Raw genomic sequence first — 15192 nt, forward strand, 5'->3', positions numbered from 1 at the left:
ATGTCACAAGAACCTGAACCCATGATGATGTATTTAAGGACTAGTTTTTTGCTGCTGGCGGGAGCGGTGGTATTTGCTTTGGGCTTCCAGTCGTGCAGCGACAAGCCAGGGGGCACAGCCGAGGAGAAGCTACCCGAGCAGGTGAGCTACAATTTTGATATAAGGCCCATTCTTTCCGATAAATGCCTGGCCTGTCACGGCCCCGACGCCAACAAGCGTGAGGCAGGCTTGCGCCTCGACGATCCGGCGAGCGCTTTCGCGGCGTTGAAGGACAATCCCAAAGCACATGCCCTGGTGGCAGGGAGACCCGATCATTCGGCGGTTTACTTGCGTATTACCACCGAGGATACCACGCTCCGGATGCCGCCACCCGCGTCCAATCTCAAACTATCGCAACGCGAAATCGACCTGATCGGTAAATGGATCAATCAAGGTGCGAAATACGAAAAGCACTGGGCATTTGTGGCGCCTAGAAAGCCGAAAGTGCCGGAGGTTGATCACGAGGACTGGGCTAAAAACGACATTGACCATTTTATTCTTGAAAAACAGGAACAGAAAGGGCTCGAACCGAGTGCAGAAGCCGATAAGGAACGTTTGCTGAAACGCCTGAGCCTCGACCTGAACGGACTGCCGCCGAGCTTGCAGCTGATGGATGAATTCCTGGCCGATAATAGCCCGAATGCCTACGAGAAAGTGGTCGACAAATTGCTCGCCAATCCGACTTATGGTGAAAAAATGGCGATCCACTGGCTCGACCTCGCCCGCTATGCCGACTCGCACGGCTACCAGGACGACGGCTACCGTACCCAATGGCCGTGGCGCGACTGGGTGATCCACGCCTTCAACAAAAACATGCATTACAATGATTTTGTAACCTGGCAGCTGGCCGGTGACCTGCTTCCGAACTCTACCAAAGAGCAACTACTGGCCACGGGCTTCAACCGGAACCACAAGATTACCGAAGAGGGTGGGGTGATCCCGGAAGAGTACCGCATTATGTACGTGACCGATCGTAACGACCTCTTTGGAAAGGGATTGCTAGGCGTTACGCTTGAATGCGCGCATTGCCACGACCACAAATATGATCCGTTCTCGCAAAAAGAATATTACCAGATGTTCGCATTCTTTAATAATGTGAATGAGGTCGGGATCGAATCGGTGATCGGCGGACCGGAGACATACGCCAAGAAACCGCTGATGGAGATCAGCAACGACGAGGTCAAGAATATCCTGACCTTCATTAACAAGCCCGATACCAACCGGCTCATCGTGTCGGTAATGGGCGATCTGGACACGCTTCGCAAAACTTATGTGCTCAAACGCGGGGCTTACGACGCTCCCGGCGAGGAAGTGCAGGCCGGTACCCCCAACGCGATCCTGCCATTTGATAAGAAATACCCTAAAAACCGGCTGGGCCTCTCACAATGGTTGTTTGATAAATGCAATCCTTTGACGGCGAGGGTGTATGTGAACATACTCTGGCAGGAGTTCTTCGGAAAGGGCATCGTTAAAACTTCCGGCGATTTCGGGATGCAGGGTGAGTTGCCGACGCACCCCGCTTTGCTCGACTGGCTGGCTGTCGATTTCATGGAACATGACTGGGATATCAAACGGTTTGTGAAGCAAATGGTGATGTCGGCTACTTACCGGCAATCGGCGGTGGTAACGAAAGAACATCTCGCGCGCGACCCGGATAATGTATACCTCGCGCGCGGACCGCGCTACCGCATTCATGCGGAGTTTGTGAAAGACCTTGTACTCGCCAGCAGCGGGTTGCTCAATCGTACGATAGGCGGGCCGAGTGTGAAGCCTTACCAGCCTGCGGGCTTGTGGGAAGGAGCTACTTCGGGGCGCGGGCTGCTGTCGGTCTATAACCAGGATCACGGCGCAAGCCTTTACCGTCGCGGCATGTACACGCTCATCAAACGCACCGTTCCGCCGCCCACGATGGCGATCTTCGATGCCAGCAACCGGGATCTGTGCGAGGTAAAGCGGTTGAAAACCAATACGCCGTTGCAAGCGCTGGTCATGATGAACGATCCGACGGTGCTGGAAGCCTCGCGGGTGCTGGCGGCGAAGCTGTTGCAGGAAAAAACGGGTACGGAAGAAAAGATCAGGAAGGCATTCAGGCAGATCGTCTGCCGCACGCCGAGCCAGAGAGAGATGGAAGTCCTTACCGGCTATTATGACAAGGAACTGAGAGAGATCCGGCCTGAAAAAGCCGCCAAAATGATCTCGGTCGGGGAGTATCCCCTTACCAAAAATGTCGACAAAAAGGCATTGGCAGCCTTGATGCGCGTCATTTCGACGATTTACAATCTGGAAGAAACCATCACGAAATCTTGATGGCTATCGGCTGTCGGCAGTCGGCTTTCGGATGATTAGAAAAGAAGTACTTAAATAAAGCCAAATTTTAAAAATAAAAGCCGACGGCCGATAGCCGAAAGCCGAAGTATAAAATAATGGAAAAGGAAATCATTGAACACGGATTTAGTTTCAACAGAAGGCGTTTTCTGTCCACGATGAGCCTCGGGATAGGAAGTGTGGCACTGGGCTCGCTGCTCATGCCTGATCTGCTGAAAGGAGGAGGATTGGAAGAGGAAGGCCTTGCGCCGGGTATCCCGCATTTCGCGCCGAAGGCTAAGCGTGTTATCTACCTTTTTCAAAATGGTGCGCCTTCACAGCAGGAGCTATTTGATTACAAACCTAAGCTTCGTGAGATGTTCGGGCAGGAAATACCGCCTTCGGTCCGTGGGACCCAGCGGCTTACCGGCATGACGGCCAACCAGGCGTCGTTCCCGCTTGTAGGGTCTTTTGTGGATTTCAAACAATATGGCCAATCCCAGGCGTGGGTGAGCAATCTCATGCCTTATACTTCCAAAATTGTCGACGACCTGTGCATTATTCGCTCGATGTATACCGAGGCTATCAACCACGACCCCGCCCTGACGTTCCTCCAAACCGGCTCGCAGCAGGGTAACCGGCCTAGTATGGGCTCCTGGCTGAGTTATGGGCTTGGTAACGAGAATAAAAACCTGCCGAATTTTACCGTTTTGCTTTCACGCGGCGTCGGTAACGGGCAGGGAGTATATTCCAAATTGTGGTCTAACGGCTTCCTCGACTCGGTGCACCAGGGTGTGCAGTTCAGCAAAGGAGAGGATCCGGTGCTTTACCTGCGCGATCCGGACGGAATGGATCGTAAAGAGCGCCGCGATATGCTCGACAAGCTTTCGGAGCTGAATGATTTGTCATACCAGGAGTTCGGCGATCCGGAAATTGCGGCGAAGATCAAGCAGTATGAAATGGCTTACCGTATGCAAACCGCGGTGCCGGAGGTGATGGATTTGTCCAAGGAATCGGATGATATTATTAAGCTCTACGGTCCCGAATGTCTTGTTCCGGGTACGTACGCGGCCAACTGCCTGCTCGCGCGCAAGCTCTCCGAAAACGGCGTGCGGTTCGTACAGCTCTATCACCAGGGCTGGGACCAGCACGGCAACCTGCCATTTGAAATAACCAAACAGGCGATGGACGTCGACCAGGCCTCCGCGGCTTTGGTAACCGATTTGAAACAGAGAGGTTTGCTGGACGAAACACTCGTGATCTGGGGTGGTGAATTCGGCCGCACGAGCTATACCCAGGGCAAGCTGACCCCCGAAAACTACGGACGTGACCACCATCCGCGTTGCTTCACTGTATGGATGGCCGGAGGCGGGATTAAACCCGGCATTGTGTACGGCGAGACCGATGAACTAGGCTATAACATCGCCAAAGATCCGGTGCATGTGCATGATTTTCAGGCTACTATATTGCACCAGCTGGGATTGAACCATGAGAAGCTGATATTCAAGCACCTGGGCCGCCGTTACAGGCTTACCGACGTTTCGGGCAAGGTGGTCCGGGATATTATCGGCTGATTTTATTTGAAGTTGTTATCATTGATCAATTTTTGGTGGAATTTTAAATGCATTTGAAACTCAGGTTTTTCGCGGAACAGTTATTAGTTGCTTCCAATATTTTCATACTGTTTTTACTGCTCTTCGAAAGTAAACTGGTGATTCCGGCCTGGCTGCAGACTATTGGCCGGATGCACCCGCTTATCCTGCACTTTCCGATCGTGATCCTGCTCCTGGCTATGCTGCTGGAATTTTTCCGTTTCAAGCCGGAATATGCAGGCAATGCATTTTACCGCAACTTTCTGCAAGGCTTACTGCTCATAGGGGCACTTTTTGCCGCCGTGACGGTGATTATGGGGCTGTTTCTATCGCAGGAAGAAGGTTACAAAGGCGCTACGCTCGCCTACCATAAATGGACTGGGGCGGGAATCTTCTTTTTTGCCTCGGTAATGTACTGGGTAAGGAATGCCGGATGGTACCGATCCGCCACAGCAAAGGCAGGATCATTGTTGGCCGTGGTGGCGCTGATCCTTACCGGGCATTATGGTGCCGCGCTTACGCATGGCAGCAATTTCATATGGGAGCCTATTTCAAATAAGCGAGAGATGGCGTCTGTTCACGTGGATCAGGCGGTTGTATATGCTCATGTGATCCGCCCTATTCTCGAACAAAAATGTACAAGCTGCCATAACCCCGATAAACTGAAAGGCGAACTGGTCCTTACCGATCCGCAGTCGATCATGAAAGGCGGGAAATCGGGCAAGCTGCTCGTCCCCGGTAATCCCCAAATGAGCCTGCTGCTGCAACGGGTGCATTTGCCGATGGAAGAAAAAAAGCATATGCCGCCGTCGGGAAAGGCGCAGCTTACCTTGCAGGAGATCTCGTTGCTTACGTTATGGGTTAAGCAAAAAGCAGATTTCAACAAGAAACTGACCGATTTGCCCGAATCGGACTCATTGCGGATGCTGGCTACTGCATTTTTGCAACCGCATGATCTGCAGGTGGAATACGATTTTCCAGCGGCCGATGAGGAAAAAGTCAAAGCCCTTAATACCGACTACCGTACGATCCTGCCTTTGGCCCGCGAATCGCCGGCATTGGCTGTAAATATTTATAATGCGTCGGCCTATCATGTGAGCCAGCTGGACGAGCTAGGCGACATTCGCAAGCAGGTTATTTCATTGAACCTGAATAAAATGCCTGTTAAAGACGCCGACCTGAAAAGTATAGCGAAATTTGAAAATCTTCGCAAGCTCGATCTCAATTTTACGGATGTCAGCGCGGCGGGGTTAAAGGAACTTGCAGGCCTGAGGCATCTGCACAGCCTCACATTGTCCGGTACAAAGCTGGACCTGAATGGTCTGAAAGCGTTGCTGCCGCAATTGAAGAGCGTTAAAACGGTGGCGGTATGGGATACCAAACTATCGGCTGCCGACGTGAAGCAATTGCAGGAGGCTCATAAGGGCATTGAAATCATCGGAGGTTTCAAAGATGATGGCAAGAATCCTTTGAAGCTCAATCCTCCTCAAATGAAAAACGCTTCCCCGATTTTCGCGCAGACGCTGGTTGTGGATATTCAGCATCCTATTAAAGGCGTAGATGTGCGTTTCACGATGGACGGCTCGGAGCCCGACAGTGTTAAATCGCCATTACTCGACCGTAAAACCGTGATCAACAGCAATACCACTATTCGAGCAAAAGCCTATAAAAATGGTTGGTACGGCAGTGATATGATCGTTTTCGATTACTATAAAAGTGCCTACCAGCCCGATAGCGGCACATTGCTTGCGCCACTGAACCGCGTGCACCAGGCCGAGGGCGTGAAGACGTTCTTTGACCATAAACTGGGCGTTATCGGCGCAAACAATCCTGCCTGGGCCAATAATTGGGCGGGGGTAAGGGATAACGACATGGCTTTTGTGTCGGAATTTAAAAAGCCGGTCATGCTGTCGTCGCTGGGCGTACGCTACATGGTGGAAGAAGATACCGGTATTTTTCCGCCGGAACTGGTCGAAATTTGGGGCGGAACCACGCGCGAGAATATGAAGCTGCTCACAAAATTCAATGCGCCAATGCCAGTAAAAGGGGAAAAAGCTGCGCTGCGAAGCGTATCGGGGTCATTTAAGCCGCAGCAGGTTTCCTATATCAAAATAGTCGCCAGGCCGCTGACTAAAATACCGGAATGGCACCGTAGCAAAGGGAAAAGGGCGCTATTGCTTGTGGACGAAATGTTCTTGAATTGAAGATGTGATAACTAGGCTTTACCCACTCTGCGCCACATTTCCGCGCAGGCCCGTGCATTGTGGTATGGGCATTTCCAGAAGTTGATCTTGTCGCCTTTTACCGGCGTGCCGTCCTCTTTCACGGTACCAAACCATTCACCTCTTTCATGGTCGACGAACTCGTTGACAATGTAATCCCAGCTTTTTTCGGCTTTTGTTTTAAACTGGGAATCTTTCGTGAGTTGGTAGGCATTGTAAAAACCTACGAGTTGTTCGGCTGCGACCCACCAGCTGCGGTCGGTTTGCGTATGTTTCGTTTCCGGATCGTATTCGTAGTTCAGTGCGCCGTCAGGTCCGAGGCCTTTGGATGCGGCTGTTGCCATGGCGATGGACTTCTTTTTCATTCGGGCGATCAACTTCGCGTCGTGCAGGATCTCAGCCGTTTCGAAAAGCAGCCAGGATGCCTCAATATCATGTCCGAATGAAACGATATGGTCTTTCGGCTGCCATTTTTCATCAAAAAACAGCTGCATCGTTTCTGTTTTAGGGTTAACGATATGCGTGATGATCGCGTCGAGCATTCCGGCGGTCTGCTTTTTGAGCTTTGCATCGGGCCATACGCTGTACAGATTCGTGTAAGCTTCCACCAAATGCAAATGGGTGTTCATGCTCTTGTTCCAGGGACTTTTGCTCAGGATATAATCGTCCGTAGCCGACCAGTCGCGGGCGAATGCCTCCCGGTACCCCCCGTTTACGGGGTCGAAGGCATGTTTTTCGATCACTTCAAAAAGCGATTGCGCTTTTTCCAATGCCGGTTTGAAATGGGTAACACGGTAATATTCCGCCAGTCCGTACATTGCAAATGCATTGCCGTAGATCTGCTTTTTCGTTTCAAGTGGCGAGCCGTCCGCATTCACAGACCAATACACGCCGCCGTGTTCAGTATCAAAAAAATGTTTGACCAACTGCTGATAAGCCCGGTCGGCCAGCGTCAGGTATCTGGCCTCTTTCAGCAACCGGTGTGCGAGCGAGTACGTCCACAAAATCCGCCCGGTAAGCACTACGGACCTGGCCGAGTCCTTCACGGGCTGGTTTTCATAATTGACCCGCCCATAAAATCCGCCTTTTTCAGGATCAGGCCCATATTTTTCCCAGTAATCAAGAATGGCAATGAATTCCTTTTTGAATGCGTCGGCTGTAAATGCGGCCATGTTTCCGGGTTGTTTTTTCACAAAAGCAACGCGACGGTTTTTCATACTTGCTGTATTTCCTACTAGAAATCCGTTCTCAACTGTTCTTGTTTGAGCAGCGATTTTAGCAGGGTATCCGATGTGAGAAAAAGATCCGCTTCTTGCTTCAGCGCGATTGCGGTTGCCAGCTGAATGCTGTCCAGCGACCGGAGGCCAATCACGCCATACTTGCTGAGAAAGTTACAGGCATCTTCAATGATGTCCTCGGTGATCGGGACAAACTTGTATTGACTGGCATCCTGATCAAACAAATAAATGATTTCCCTTACAATCTCGTCAGTCAATTCGCCGGTTCTCCTTTTTTTCCACAGTGCCGATAGGAGCTCAACACGGGAAAGATCAGACAGAATGATTGAAGATACAAGGCCACTATCCAGCACAGCGTCCACTGACTTGCTGTCTGGTTCTTCATGATAAAGTTTTATCAATGAAGAAGTATCAAGAAACAGACGCACTATTGATTACGTCTTTCCAGAATTACTTCCTCGGAAAGCGAACTTTTGAGGTTTTTCAAAATCTGCCTGCTCTTACTGAACGAAAAGTCGTGCCATTTAAGGATTTTCGGAGACGGCGGTAAAACATCCATGTCGGGAAAGTTGACAACGACTTTTACCGGCAGATCGGTAACGGGATTCGAATCCAGTCGAATTGTGCCGTTTTGGTAAGTTCCTTTGATTTCGAGCATAGTGGTATACAGTGGTATGTTGAAATGTAAAGTTACTATTTTTCAATGGCTTGAACCACACTTGTCGTGCATTCGTAAATAGCCAAAAGAAAAGCCCGACACGCAATGCATCGGGCCCATCTTTGACCGGGGCGGCTTGCTTAATCACCCTGGTTTTCTTCCTGGCTCTCGTGGTTATCGCCGCCGAGGCTGTAATAGTTGTTCTCTTCGTCTTCCCGGCCAATTTCCTCGTCTGCGTCGTCATATTCCGAACCCGGAACGTCGAGGTCTTCGCCGGTCAGGTCGTCCTCGAAAGACTTTTCGTTCCAATCATCGGAATCTATTTCCAGGGCGCGCTTGGTACGGGAAATATCTTCCGGATCGATATCCGGGTCGATCAGGCCCTGGCGGAAAATGTCTTCGTCCGCCGGATAATTTCCGGGAAGGTCATCATCATATAGTTCATCGTCCTTATCGTTTGGGTACATAGCTGTAATGGTTAAGTGTACTAAAATCAGATAGTCGGTTTTCTGTTTTTCAGGTATTGGTTAAAAAAGCATTCCCCAACGCTTTTACCTAAAATAAATGTTTTCACCCAATTTTACGATTGCATGCAAAGAAAATTAATCCGGTACTCCGGTGCCCTGGCGGTACTGACCGCCGCCACCGCGTTGTTCGGCTATCGAAACGAAACCCCCGACAAAACCCCTCTCTACACGCCCGTTGATGCAAAAGAACTAAAATTACCGACAGGCTTTTCGGCTACGGTGCTAGCTACGGACCTCGGAGCTACCCGGCATATGGTGGTGGGTAAAAACGGCGACATGTATGTAAAGCTTTCCAAACTCAAAGACGGGAAGGGCACCTACCTTTTGCGCGACACGAATGGCGACGGCGCTATCGACGAACAGAAACTTTTCGGTGATTACCCCGGTACCGGCATTGCTATCAAGGATGGGTTTCTGTACAGCTCTTCCAATAAAGGGGTTTTCAGGTATAAACTGAATGAAAAAGACGAAATCATCGATTTCGACAAGCCAGAGAACATTGTAAGCGGATTAACGGATCACGGTCGCGACAATGCGAAGCCTATTACCCTGGACAACAAGGGAAATATCTACGTGACAGTAGGTTCGTATAACGACAATTGCCGCGCAGCCGGCTCGGCCAAAGGCATGTCGCCCTGTACGATACTCGATTCGGCGGGCGGGATCTGGCGTTTCAAGGCAGGACAGCTCAACCAACAGTTTTCCGACGGTGTGCGCTACGCTACGGGCGTGAAAAATGCAGTTGGTATCGATTGGGATAACAAAACGAATGCGTTATATGCGACCACGCACGGTCGCGGCAAGTTCGATGATATGTATCCGCAATATTACACGCCCAAACACAGCGCCGAGCTGCCGGCGGAGACGCTTTACCGCCTGAAAGAAGGCGATGATGCGGGCTGGCCATACATTTATTACGATCATTTTCAGAACAAAAAAATGCTTGCGCCGGAATATGGCGGCGATGGCAAGAAAACGGGCGGAGAAAAGGCGATCGATCCGTTGGTGGCTTTCCCCGCGCATCTAGGGCCTAATGCATTGATGTTCTACACAGGCAATATGTTCCCGGCACGATACCGCAACGGCGCGTTTATCGCCTTCCACAGCCAGTCGGCGGAGTTGAAGAAGGGTTACCTGGTGGCGTTTGTGCCGTTTGTGAACGGTAAACCGGGTAGATGGGAAATTTTTGCGGACAATTTCGCAGGGACGGACCTGGCAAAACCAACCGGACCGATCCAGCATCGCCCATGCGGCCTGGCGCAGGGACCCGACGGCGCGCTCTACGTCACCGACGACCTGAATGGTACTATTTTTAAAATTGCCTACAAAAAGAAATAATCAAAGGCTCATGCCGCCATCCACGAAGATGTTCTGACCGGTGATGAACCGTCCTGCTTCCGAACAGAGCAGGACGGTCATTGCCGCGCAGTCCTGCACGTCGCCCAGATCCCCGCTGGGTGTTTCCATCCGCTTGTTGATGCGCTCGGGAACAGGCGGGACGTCCTGTTCGAGCCGCGGCGTGCCTATTACTCCAGGAGCCAGGTTATTGACGGTAATATTTTTGTCGGCCAGCTGCATCGCCAGGTTTTGCACCATATTCAGAACCGCCGATTTGGTGGCGGCGTAGACGATCATCATAGGGTGAGGCTTGGCTTGCTGAACGCTTCCGATCGTGACAATCCTTCCCCAACCTTTGTTTACCATCCCGGGCACGAACGCCTGCATCAGCAGCAAGGTCGATTTGAAGTTTGCATTGACCTGAATTTCAAAATCATCCTCGGTTACCGACTCCCATTCGGTGGGGATTTGCACGGAGGCATTGATCACCAGAACGTCAGGCACTTTGCCGATAGCGGCGACCTGGGCTGCCACGGCGGTAACACTGCCGTTTCTCGAAAAATCGGCATGCACGAGTGATGCTTTTCCCCCTTTTTTCACGATTTCGTCCGCCACGGTTTCCGCTTCGAAGCGGTCCTTGCGGTAATGCAGGATCAGTTCTGCACCATATTCGGCCAGGGCGAGTGCAATGCCTTTGCCGATTCCCTGGCTCGCACCGGTCACGAGCGCGGTTTTACCGTTGAGATTGAATTGATCAGAAAGTTTCATGGTACGGGATTGTTTGACCTCAGTTTTACCAATCCCGTGCCAGAAATGAGGGAGTTATGCTTCCGGCAAGGTGGCAAAAGCCCTTACCGGGAATGTGCCCACGCCCTTGAACTTCGGCGGTACGGCGCTGAAAAGGTAACCGGAAGCGGGTAGTTTGTCCAGATTGCAAAGGTGCTCGACGATCAGAATTTCGGCACCGAGCAGAATAGTATGCACTGGGCGACTGTTACCGCGGGTGTCGTCAATGTTATGGCTGTCGATCCCCACCAGTTTTACGCCGCAGTCGCGCAAGTATTCGGCCGCCTCGCTTGTGAGGAATGGGTGGTTTTCGAAATAGGCTTCCGTATTCCAGCTTTTCGACCAGCCGGTATGGACCATCACTGCCTTGTTGCGGATTTCCAGATTTTGGAAAAACTCAATCCCTACTTCCAATGTGGCCGTCGCATCGATGGTAACGGCGTCAAGGTTCGCAAATGCTTCGAGCTGTACCTCCGACAGGTCTTTTCCATGCGCATATCGGTGAAACGGACAGTCGATGTAAGTGCCTGTGTTGCTGATCATTTCTATTTTGCCGATCTGAAACTCAGTACCTTCTTCGTATTTGCCTTTGGAATCCTCACGACTGAGAAAATCGCAGATAACCGGTGCTGGCAAGCCTTTGTAAGTAATCAGCCCATCGAAAATGGTGTGGCTCAAATCAACCAAAAGTTCCGGCGACGGCTGGTTTACGGGCTGTCTTTTGTGTTTTTCCTGAATATAAAATTTATTGAGGATCTTCACTTTCCCGACCATCAACAGCCGGAGATCTTTTATAATATAATCGGCCAGTTCTTCATCGGTAATCGTTTCGCCAGCAATGTCGAGCCGGAAATCCTGTCCCTGAATACCTCCGCCGTTTGTAAATTCAATATCAAAATCAAAAACTACCCTGTGGTCCATTTGTTAGTTGAATATATTTCAGAAGTCAGTGTCCGCTTTGTCCAGTTCCATTTCCTTGATCCAGATATTGCGGTAATATACATCATGGCCTTCCGATTGTAGTTTCAGGCCGCCGGGTGTATCGGTAATGCCTTTTCCGCCGTCGTTGCCTCCATCGATACCGGAGTTCTTACCACCCCAAACCTGGCTGATCTTCTGGTTGGTATGCACTTTTTTACCGTTGAAATATAGCGTTACCATGGGCTGCTCTACCAGTTTCCCGTCTTTAAAACGCGCCGCGCGGAAGAGAATATCATACGAATTCCACTTTCCGATGCCATTGTAGGCGTAATAGGGGGATTTGGATTCATTGATCACCGCCCCCATTCCGTGCGAGGTGGTATCGCCGTCGAGCACCTGGATTTCATACCGGTTTTGGAGGTAAACACCGCTATTGCCGCCTGGCTTGGTAATCAGAAACTCCACGTGTGCGCGAAAATCCTTGAATTGTTTTTTGGTAACAATATCCGCCGAACCGTACAAGCCGCCCGCCGAGGCCGGATCGTTGCAGTTGATCACCGTGCCCTTGTCGACAGGGTCGTTTACCACCGTCCATTTGATCGGAGGTTTTGCCGCAAACCGTGGACCTTCCCAGTAAATCCATTTTTCGTCGAGCATTTTGCGGCTGCCGTCGAGGTACACTTCCGCGCCTTTGGGCGCTTTCACGCCTACGCCTACCTGTGCGCACGCAAGCCCGGTGAACGCAATGGCGAGTGCCTGGCCCAGGAAAATGCTTTTCAGTTTCGAGAAATTTCGGTTCATATTGTTGTCGTTTTTATGCTGGGATATAAGGGTTTGAAATTTTAGAATTACTCACTGCTCCACTATAACTTCTCGTCAAAGAGCTTCAAGATGCGCTTGTACTCGTCAGTCCAGGACGATGCTTCCACAAACCCGTGATCTTCCATGGGGTAGGAGGCCAGCTCCCAGTTGTTTTTACCCAGCTCGATGAGCCGCTGCGACAGGCGTACCACGTCCTGATAATGCACATTCACATCGACCATTCCGTGGCAGATCAGTAGATTATTTTTCAACCCGACGGCGTGGTAAATGGGCGAGCTTTTGCGGTAAGCGAGGCTGTCGGCCTGCGGTTCGTTGAGGATATTGGCCGTGTACGACTGGTTATAGGCCGCCCAGTCGGTTACAGGGCGCAATGCGGCACCGGCCGTGAATACATCCGGTGTAGTGAACAAAGCCATCAATGTGATGAATCCGCCATAGGAGCCGCCGTAAATGCCGATTTTTTTAGGGTCGACGCCGTAGGTTTTCACAAGCCATTGCGCGCCGTCGGTGTGGTCGGTGAGGTCTTTCCCGCCCATGAAACGGTAAATGCCCGTACGCCAGTCACGGCCGTAACCCGAGCTGGCCCGGTAATCCATGTCGAGTACCGTGTATCCCTTGTCGGTGAGCAGGTTATGGAACATATACTCGCGGAAATACTGGCTCCACCATTTATGGGCATTTTGCAGATATCCCGCCCCGTGGACGAATATCACGGCCTTTCCGTTCGATTGTTTCGGTTCATAAACCCGCGCATAAATGTTCTGGCCGTCGCTGGCCTTGATTGTCACCACCTTCGCCTCGCGCCAGGGGTAGGAGAGGAATTCCGGTGAAACCGAATGCGTGACCTGAACGGGCTGCGCGTTTTTGGCGGCCGTATTGTCAAGCAAATAGAGTTCCCATGGCGCATTGCTTTTAGAGAACCGGATGGCGATGTTTTTCTCGTCGGGTGAAAGTGTCATCTCGTGTGCGCCCGGCGTGTGCGTGAGGCGTATGCGGGCGCCACCAGCTACCGACATCCGGTAAACATGCTGTTCGCCGGGGTGTGCTTCGTTGGTGATGAGGTAGAAATGTTTTTTATCCTTCGAAAGCACCACATTTTGCACCTCGAAACGGCCCGAGGTCAATGCTGTTTTTTGGCCGGAAGCAATGTTGAATGTGTACAAATGTGAGTAGCCTGTTGCTTCGCTCTGGAAATAAATCGTCTGGTCGTCGAGCCAGCCAATTTCTCCGGCACTTTGAGGGTAACCGCCCACGCCCGGTCCACCGATCCAGGCTTCATCGCGCTGGCGGTCGAGGAGTTTCAGGGACAGTATCGCAGGATCGAGGGACATGATCCAGCGGTCCTTACTATCGTGCGAACGGATTACGACGACAGCATTTTGCCCGTTATCCGACCAGAATGGCCCGTGGAAAATGACTTTCCGCTCCTTTTTCTTCCAGGCACTGTCCTGTTTGGGATAATCTTTAAGGTAATCGGGTTTGTCGTAAATGCCCGGTATCGCCTCTGTGGCCACTTTTCGTGCCGTGTCTTTTCGGACATCATATACCCAAAACTCGCTTTCTGGCTCCGGGGCACCCACCTTTGTCCGTGCCGGAATATCCTCGGTAAAGCCGCTTTCCGTCACATAGTTCGGAACCAAGGTCGATTTGGCGCTTTTGTCTACCTGCGTAAGGCGGTAAGTAACATAACGGCCGTCGGGGCTTAGTTGCTGGTTTGATACGTTTTTATCGCCCAGGTAAATCTCTTTGGGCCGGACAGGCTTATCGGCCTCGGTTATCTTCTTGCCCGCGTCCTTTTTCCCTTTCCGCTCTTTGAGCACGTCGAACATCGCGAGTTGATCTGCTTTCAGGAATTTTTCCTGCCCGCCGACGTTGTCTTCCTTTTTTTGTGTACCTGTTTTAAAATCTGTCAGCTGACTAATGAGGCCGGATGTCAGCGCAATGCCGAACAGGTTGTTGCCACGCTCGAAAATGACAGTACTTTCGTCCAGACTGAATGCCGGATTGGTCTCCCTTTCGGTCGTATTGGTGAGCTGCCGGATGCCAAAGTCTTTGTAATTCACGATAAAAATGTCACCATTCTTTTCATAAAGCCGCAAGGAGTGTGCGCGGTTGTAAATACCTTTTTTACCGGGCATCTGCCGACGGTCGGCAGGGGCAACTTTTGTGATCTTTTTGCCTGCCAGAGCATAAGCATACAGGGAATCGGAAAGATTTTTATCGGGATTCCAGTTGAAATACACTGTTTTGGAATCATCAGCCCAGGTAATGTCGGTTGGCGAGGTCCCGATCCACATTTTCGGGTCACGCATGATTTTCTCGACTGTTAGCGGGGCAAGGGATTGGGCTTGGAGGCTGTTTGCAAAAATAAATGAGGTAAGAAAAGTGAGTTTGCGAAAATGCTTCATGTGTTGAGGTTAGGAAATACAATATAAATCAGTTGTTGTGCGCAACCTTTTTGTCCTGGTAGGCAATAGCTTTGATCAGACGAATGTTGTTATACTCCTCAATAACAACTGTGTCCTCGGCCGGGATAATCCCGCGCTTGATCCAGTTGCTGACCGTTTGCGTATTGGAAATATTGAACCGTCTGCAATATTCGGCTACTGTGACCCAGTCGTGCAGCTCGTATATTTTACCATCTTTCGACAGGTAGTCTTGAGCCTTCGCCAAAGTTTTCCGTGCAGCGTTCAGCAGTTCGTCGAGCTGCTCAGGTTTTGTTTCGGTGATTGTTTTCATATGTTC

13 protein-coding genes are annotated in these 15192 nt (G+C 51.0%); 4 read left to right on the forward strand and 9 right to left on the reverse strand.

Annotated features, from left to right (window positions below; genetic code table 11):
* From AAHB90_RS05580 to AAHB90_RS05590, 3 genes are all read left to right on the forward strand, one after another.
* Positions 1 to 2346 carry a PSD1 and planctomycete cytochrome C domain-containing protein gene (locus tag AAHB90_RS05580; RefSeq protein ID WP_446717875.1) on the forward strand — a complete coding sequence of 782 codons (2346 nt, stop codon included), beginning with the start codon at positions 1 to 3 and terminating at the stop codon, positions 2344 to 2346.
* A gap of 116 nt (positions 2347 to 2462) precedes the next feature.
* Entirely contained in the window at positions 2463 to 3917 is a 1455-nt protein-coding gene (locus tag AAHB90_RS05585) for a DUF1501 domain-containing protein (RefSeq protein WP_342083929.1), read from the forward strand.
* Between the two features lie 47 nt (positions 3918 to 3964).
* The gene (locus AAHB90_RS05590; RefSeq protein ID WP_342083930.1) at positions 3965 to 6139 is read left to right on the forward strand and encodes a c-type cytochrome domain-containing protein; all 2175 of its coding nucleotides are present in this window, start codon (positions 3965 to 3967) and stop codon (positions 6137 to 6139) included.
* 11 nt (positions 6140 to 6150) lie between these two features.
* Here the strand turns inward: AAHB90_RS05590 and AAHB90_RS05595 are convergent, their stop codons facing one another.
* The 4 genes from AAHB90_RS05595 to AAHB90_RS05610 form a co-directional block, all read right to left on the reverse strand.
* Complete coding sequence (locus tag AAHB90_RS05595; protein ID WP_342083931.1) at positions 6151 to 7374, reverse strand: AGE family epimerase/isomerase; 1224 nt, start codon at positions 7372 to 7374, stop codon at positions 6151 to 6153.
* Between the two features lie 17 nt (positions 7375 to 7391).
* Positions 7392 to 7823, reverse strand: coding sequence for a type II toxin-antitoxin system VapC family toxin (locus AAHB90_RS05600; protein WP_342083932.1), 432 nt, complete (start codon positions 7821 to 7823; stop codon positions 7392 to 7394).
* Positions 7823 to 8053 (reverse strand): hypothetical protein, encoded by a 231-nt coding sequence (locus tag AAHB90_RS05605; RefSeq protein WP_342083933.1) that lies wholly within the window; start codon positions 8051 to 8053, stop codon positions 7823 to 7825. Before AAHB90_RS05605 ends, AAHB90_RS05600 begins: the two co-directional genes overlap by 1 nt.
* Before the next feature lie 140 nt (positions 8054 to 8193).
* On the reverse strand, positions 8194 to 8520 hold the full coding sequence (locus AAHB90_RS05610) for a hypothetical protein (protein ID WP_342083934.1): 327 nt from the start codon (positions 8518 to 8520) through the stop codon (positions 8194 to 8196).
* Positions 8521 to 8643: 123 nt separating this feature from the next.
* On the opposite strand from AAHB90_RS05610, the gene AAHB90_RS05615 reads away from it, so the two are divergent.
* Positions 8644 to 9918 carry a PQQ-dependent sugar dehydrogenase gene (locus AAHB90_RS05615; protein WP_342083935.1) on the forward strand — a complete coding sequence of 425 codons (1275 nt, stop codon included), beginning with the start codon at positions 8644 to 8646 and terminating at the stop codon, positions 9916 to 9918.
* On the opposite strand, the gene AAHB90_RS05620 is transcribed toward AAHB90_RS05615, so the two are convergent.
* The 5 genes from AAHB90_RS05620 to AAHB90_RS05640 form a co-directional block, all read right to left on the reverse strand.
* A complete protein-coding gene (locus AAHB90_RS05620; RefSeq protein WP_342083936.1) occupies positions 9919 to 10686 on the reverse strand; it encodes an SDR family NAD(P)-dependent oxidoreductase in 768 nt (255 codons plus the stop codon).
* A 54-nt stretch (positions 10687 to 10740) separates the two neighbouring features.
* Positions 10741 to 11625 (reverse strand): cyclase family protein, encoded by an 885-nt coding sequence (locus tag AAHB90_RS05625; RefSeq protein WP_342083937.1) that lies wholly within the window; start codon positions 11623 to 11625, stop codon positions 10741 to 10743.
* Positions 11626 to 11643: 18 nt separating this feature from the next.
* Positions 11644 to 12426 carry a 3-keto-disaccharide hydrolase gene (locus AAHB90_RS05630; protein ID WP_342083938.1) on the reverse strand — a complete coding sequence of 261 codons (783 nt, stop codon included), beginning with the start codon at positions 12424 to 12426 and terminating at the stop codon, positions 11644 to 11646.
* 62 nt (positions 12427 to 12488) lie between these two features.
* Entirely contained in the window at positions 12489 to 14855 is a 2367-nt protein-coding gene (locus AAHB90_RS05635) for a S9 family peptidase (RefSeq protein WP_342083939.1), read from the reverse strand.
* 28 nt (positions 14856 to 14883) lie between these two features.
* Positions 14884 to 15186 carry a helix-turn-helix domain-containing protein gene (locus AAHB90_RS05640; RefSeq protein ID WP_342083940.1) on the reverse strand — a complete coding sequence of 101 codons (303 nt, stop codon included), beginning with the start codon at positions 15184 to 15186 and terminating at the stop codon, positions 14884 to 14886.
* Positions 15187 to 15192 lie beyond the last annotated feature (6 nt).

Source organism: Dyadobacter sp. OTU695, assembly GCF_038440355.1.
Classification (GTDB): Bacteria; Bacteroidota; Bacteroidia; order Cytophagales; family Spirosomataceae; genus Dyadobacter.

What these genes read in the sequence shown, in the direction of transcription:
- AAHB90_RS05580 (WP_446717875.1), top strand. Translation starts at nt 1, where the DNA reads ATGTCACAAGAACCTGAACCCATGATGATGTATTTAAGGACTAGTTTT.
- AAHB90_RS05585 (WP_342083929.1), top strand. Translation starts at nt 2,463, where the DNA reads ATGGAAAAGGAAATCATTGAACACGGATTTAGTTTCAACAGAAGGCGT.
- AAHB90_RS05590 (WP_342083930.1), top strand. Translation starts at nt 3,965, where the DNA reads ATGCATTTGAAACTCAGGTTTTTCGCGGAACAGTTATTAGTTGCTTCC.
- AAHB90_RS05595 (WP_342083931.1), bottom strand. Translation starts at nt 7,374, where the DNA reads ATGAAAAACCGTCGCGTTGCTTTTGTGAAAAAACAACCCGGAAACATG.
- AAHB90_RS05605 (WP_342083933.1), bottom strand. Translation starts at nt 8,053, where the DNA reads ATGCTCGAAATCAAAGGAACTTACCAAAACGGCACAATTCGACTGGAT.
- AAHB90_RS05610 (WP_342083934.1), bottom strand. Translation starts at nt 8,520, where the DNA reads ATGTACCCAAACGATAAGGACGATGAACTATATGATGATGACCTTCCC.
- AAHB90_RS05615 (WP_342083935.1), top strand. Translation starts at nt 8,644, where the DNA reads ATGCAAAGAAAATTAATCCGGTACTCCGGTGCCCTGGCGGTACTGACC.
- AAHB90_RS05620 (WP_342083936.1), bottom strand. Translation starts at nt 10,686, where the DNA reads ATGAAACTTTCTGATCAATTCAATCTCAACGGTAAAACCGCGCTCGTG.
- AAHB90_RS05625 (WP_342083937.1), bottom strand. Translation starts at nt 11,625, where the DNA reads ATGGACCACAGGGTAGTTTTTGATTTTGATATTGAATTTACAAACGGC.
- AAHB90_RS05630 (WP_342083938.1), bottom strand. Translation starts at nt 12,426, where the DNA reads ATGAACCGAAATTTCTCGAAACTGAAAAGCATTTTCCTGGGCCAGGCA.
- AAHB90_RS05635 (WP_342083939.1), bottom strand. Translation starts at nt 14,855, where the DNA reads ATGAAGCATTTTCGCAAACTCACTTTTCTTACCTCATTTATTTTTGCA.
- AAHB90_RS05640 (WP_342083940.1), bottom strand. Translation starts at nt 15,186, where the DNA reads ATGAAAACAATCACCGAAACAAAACCTGAGCAGCTCGACGAACTGCTG.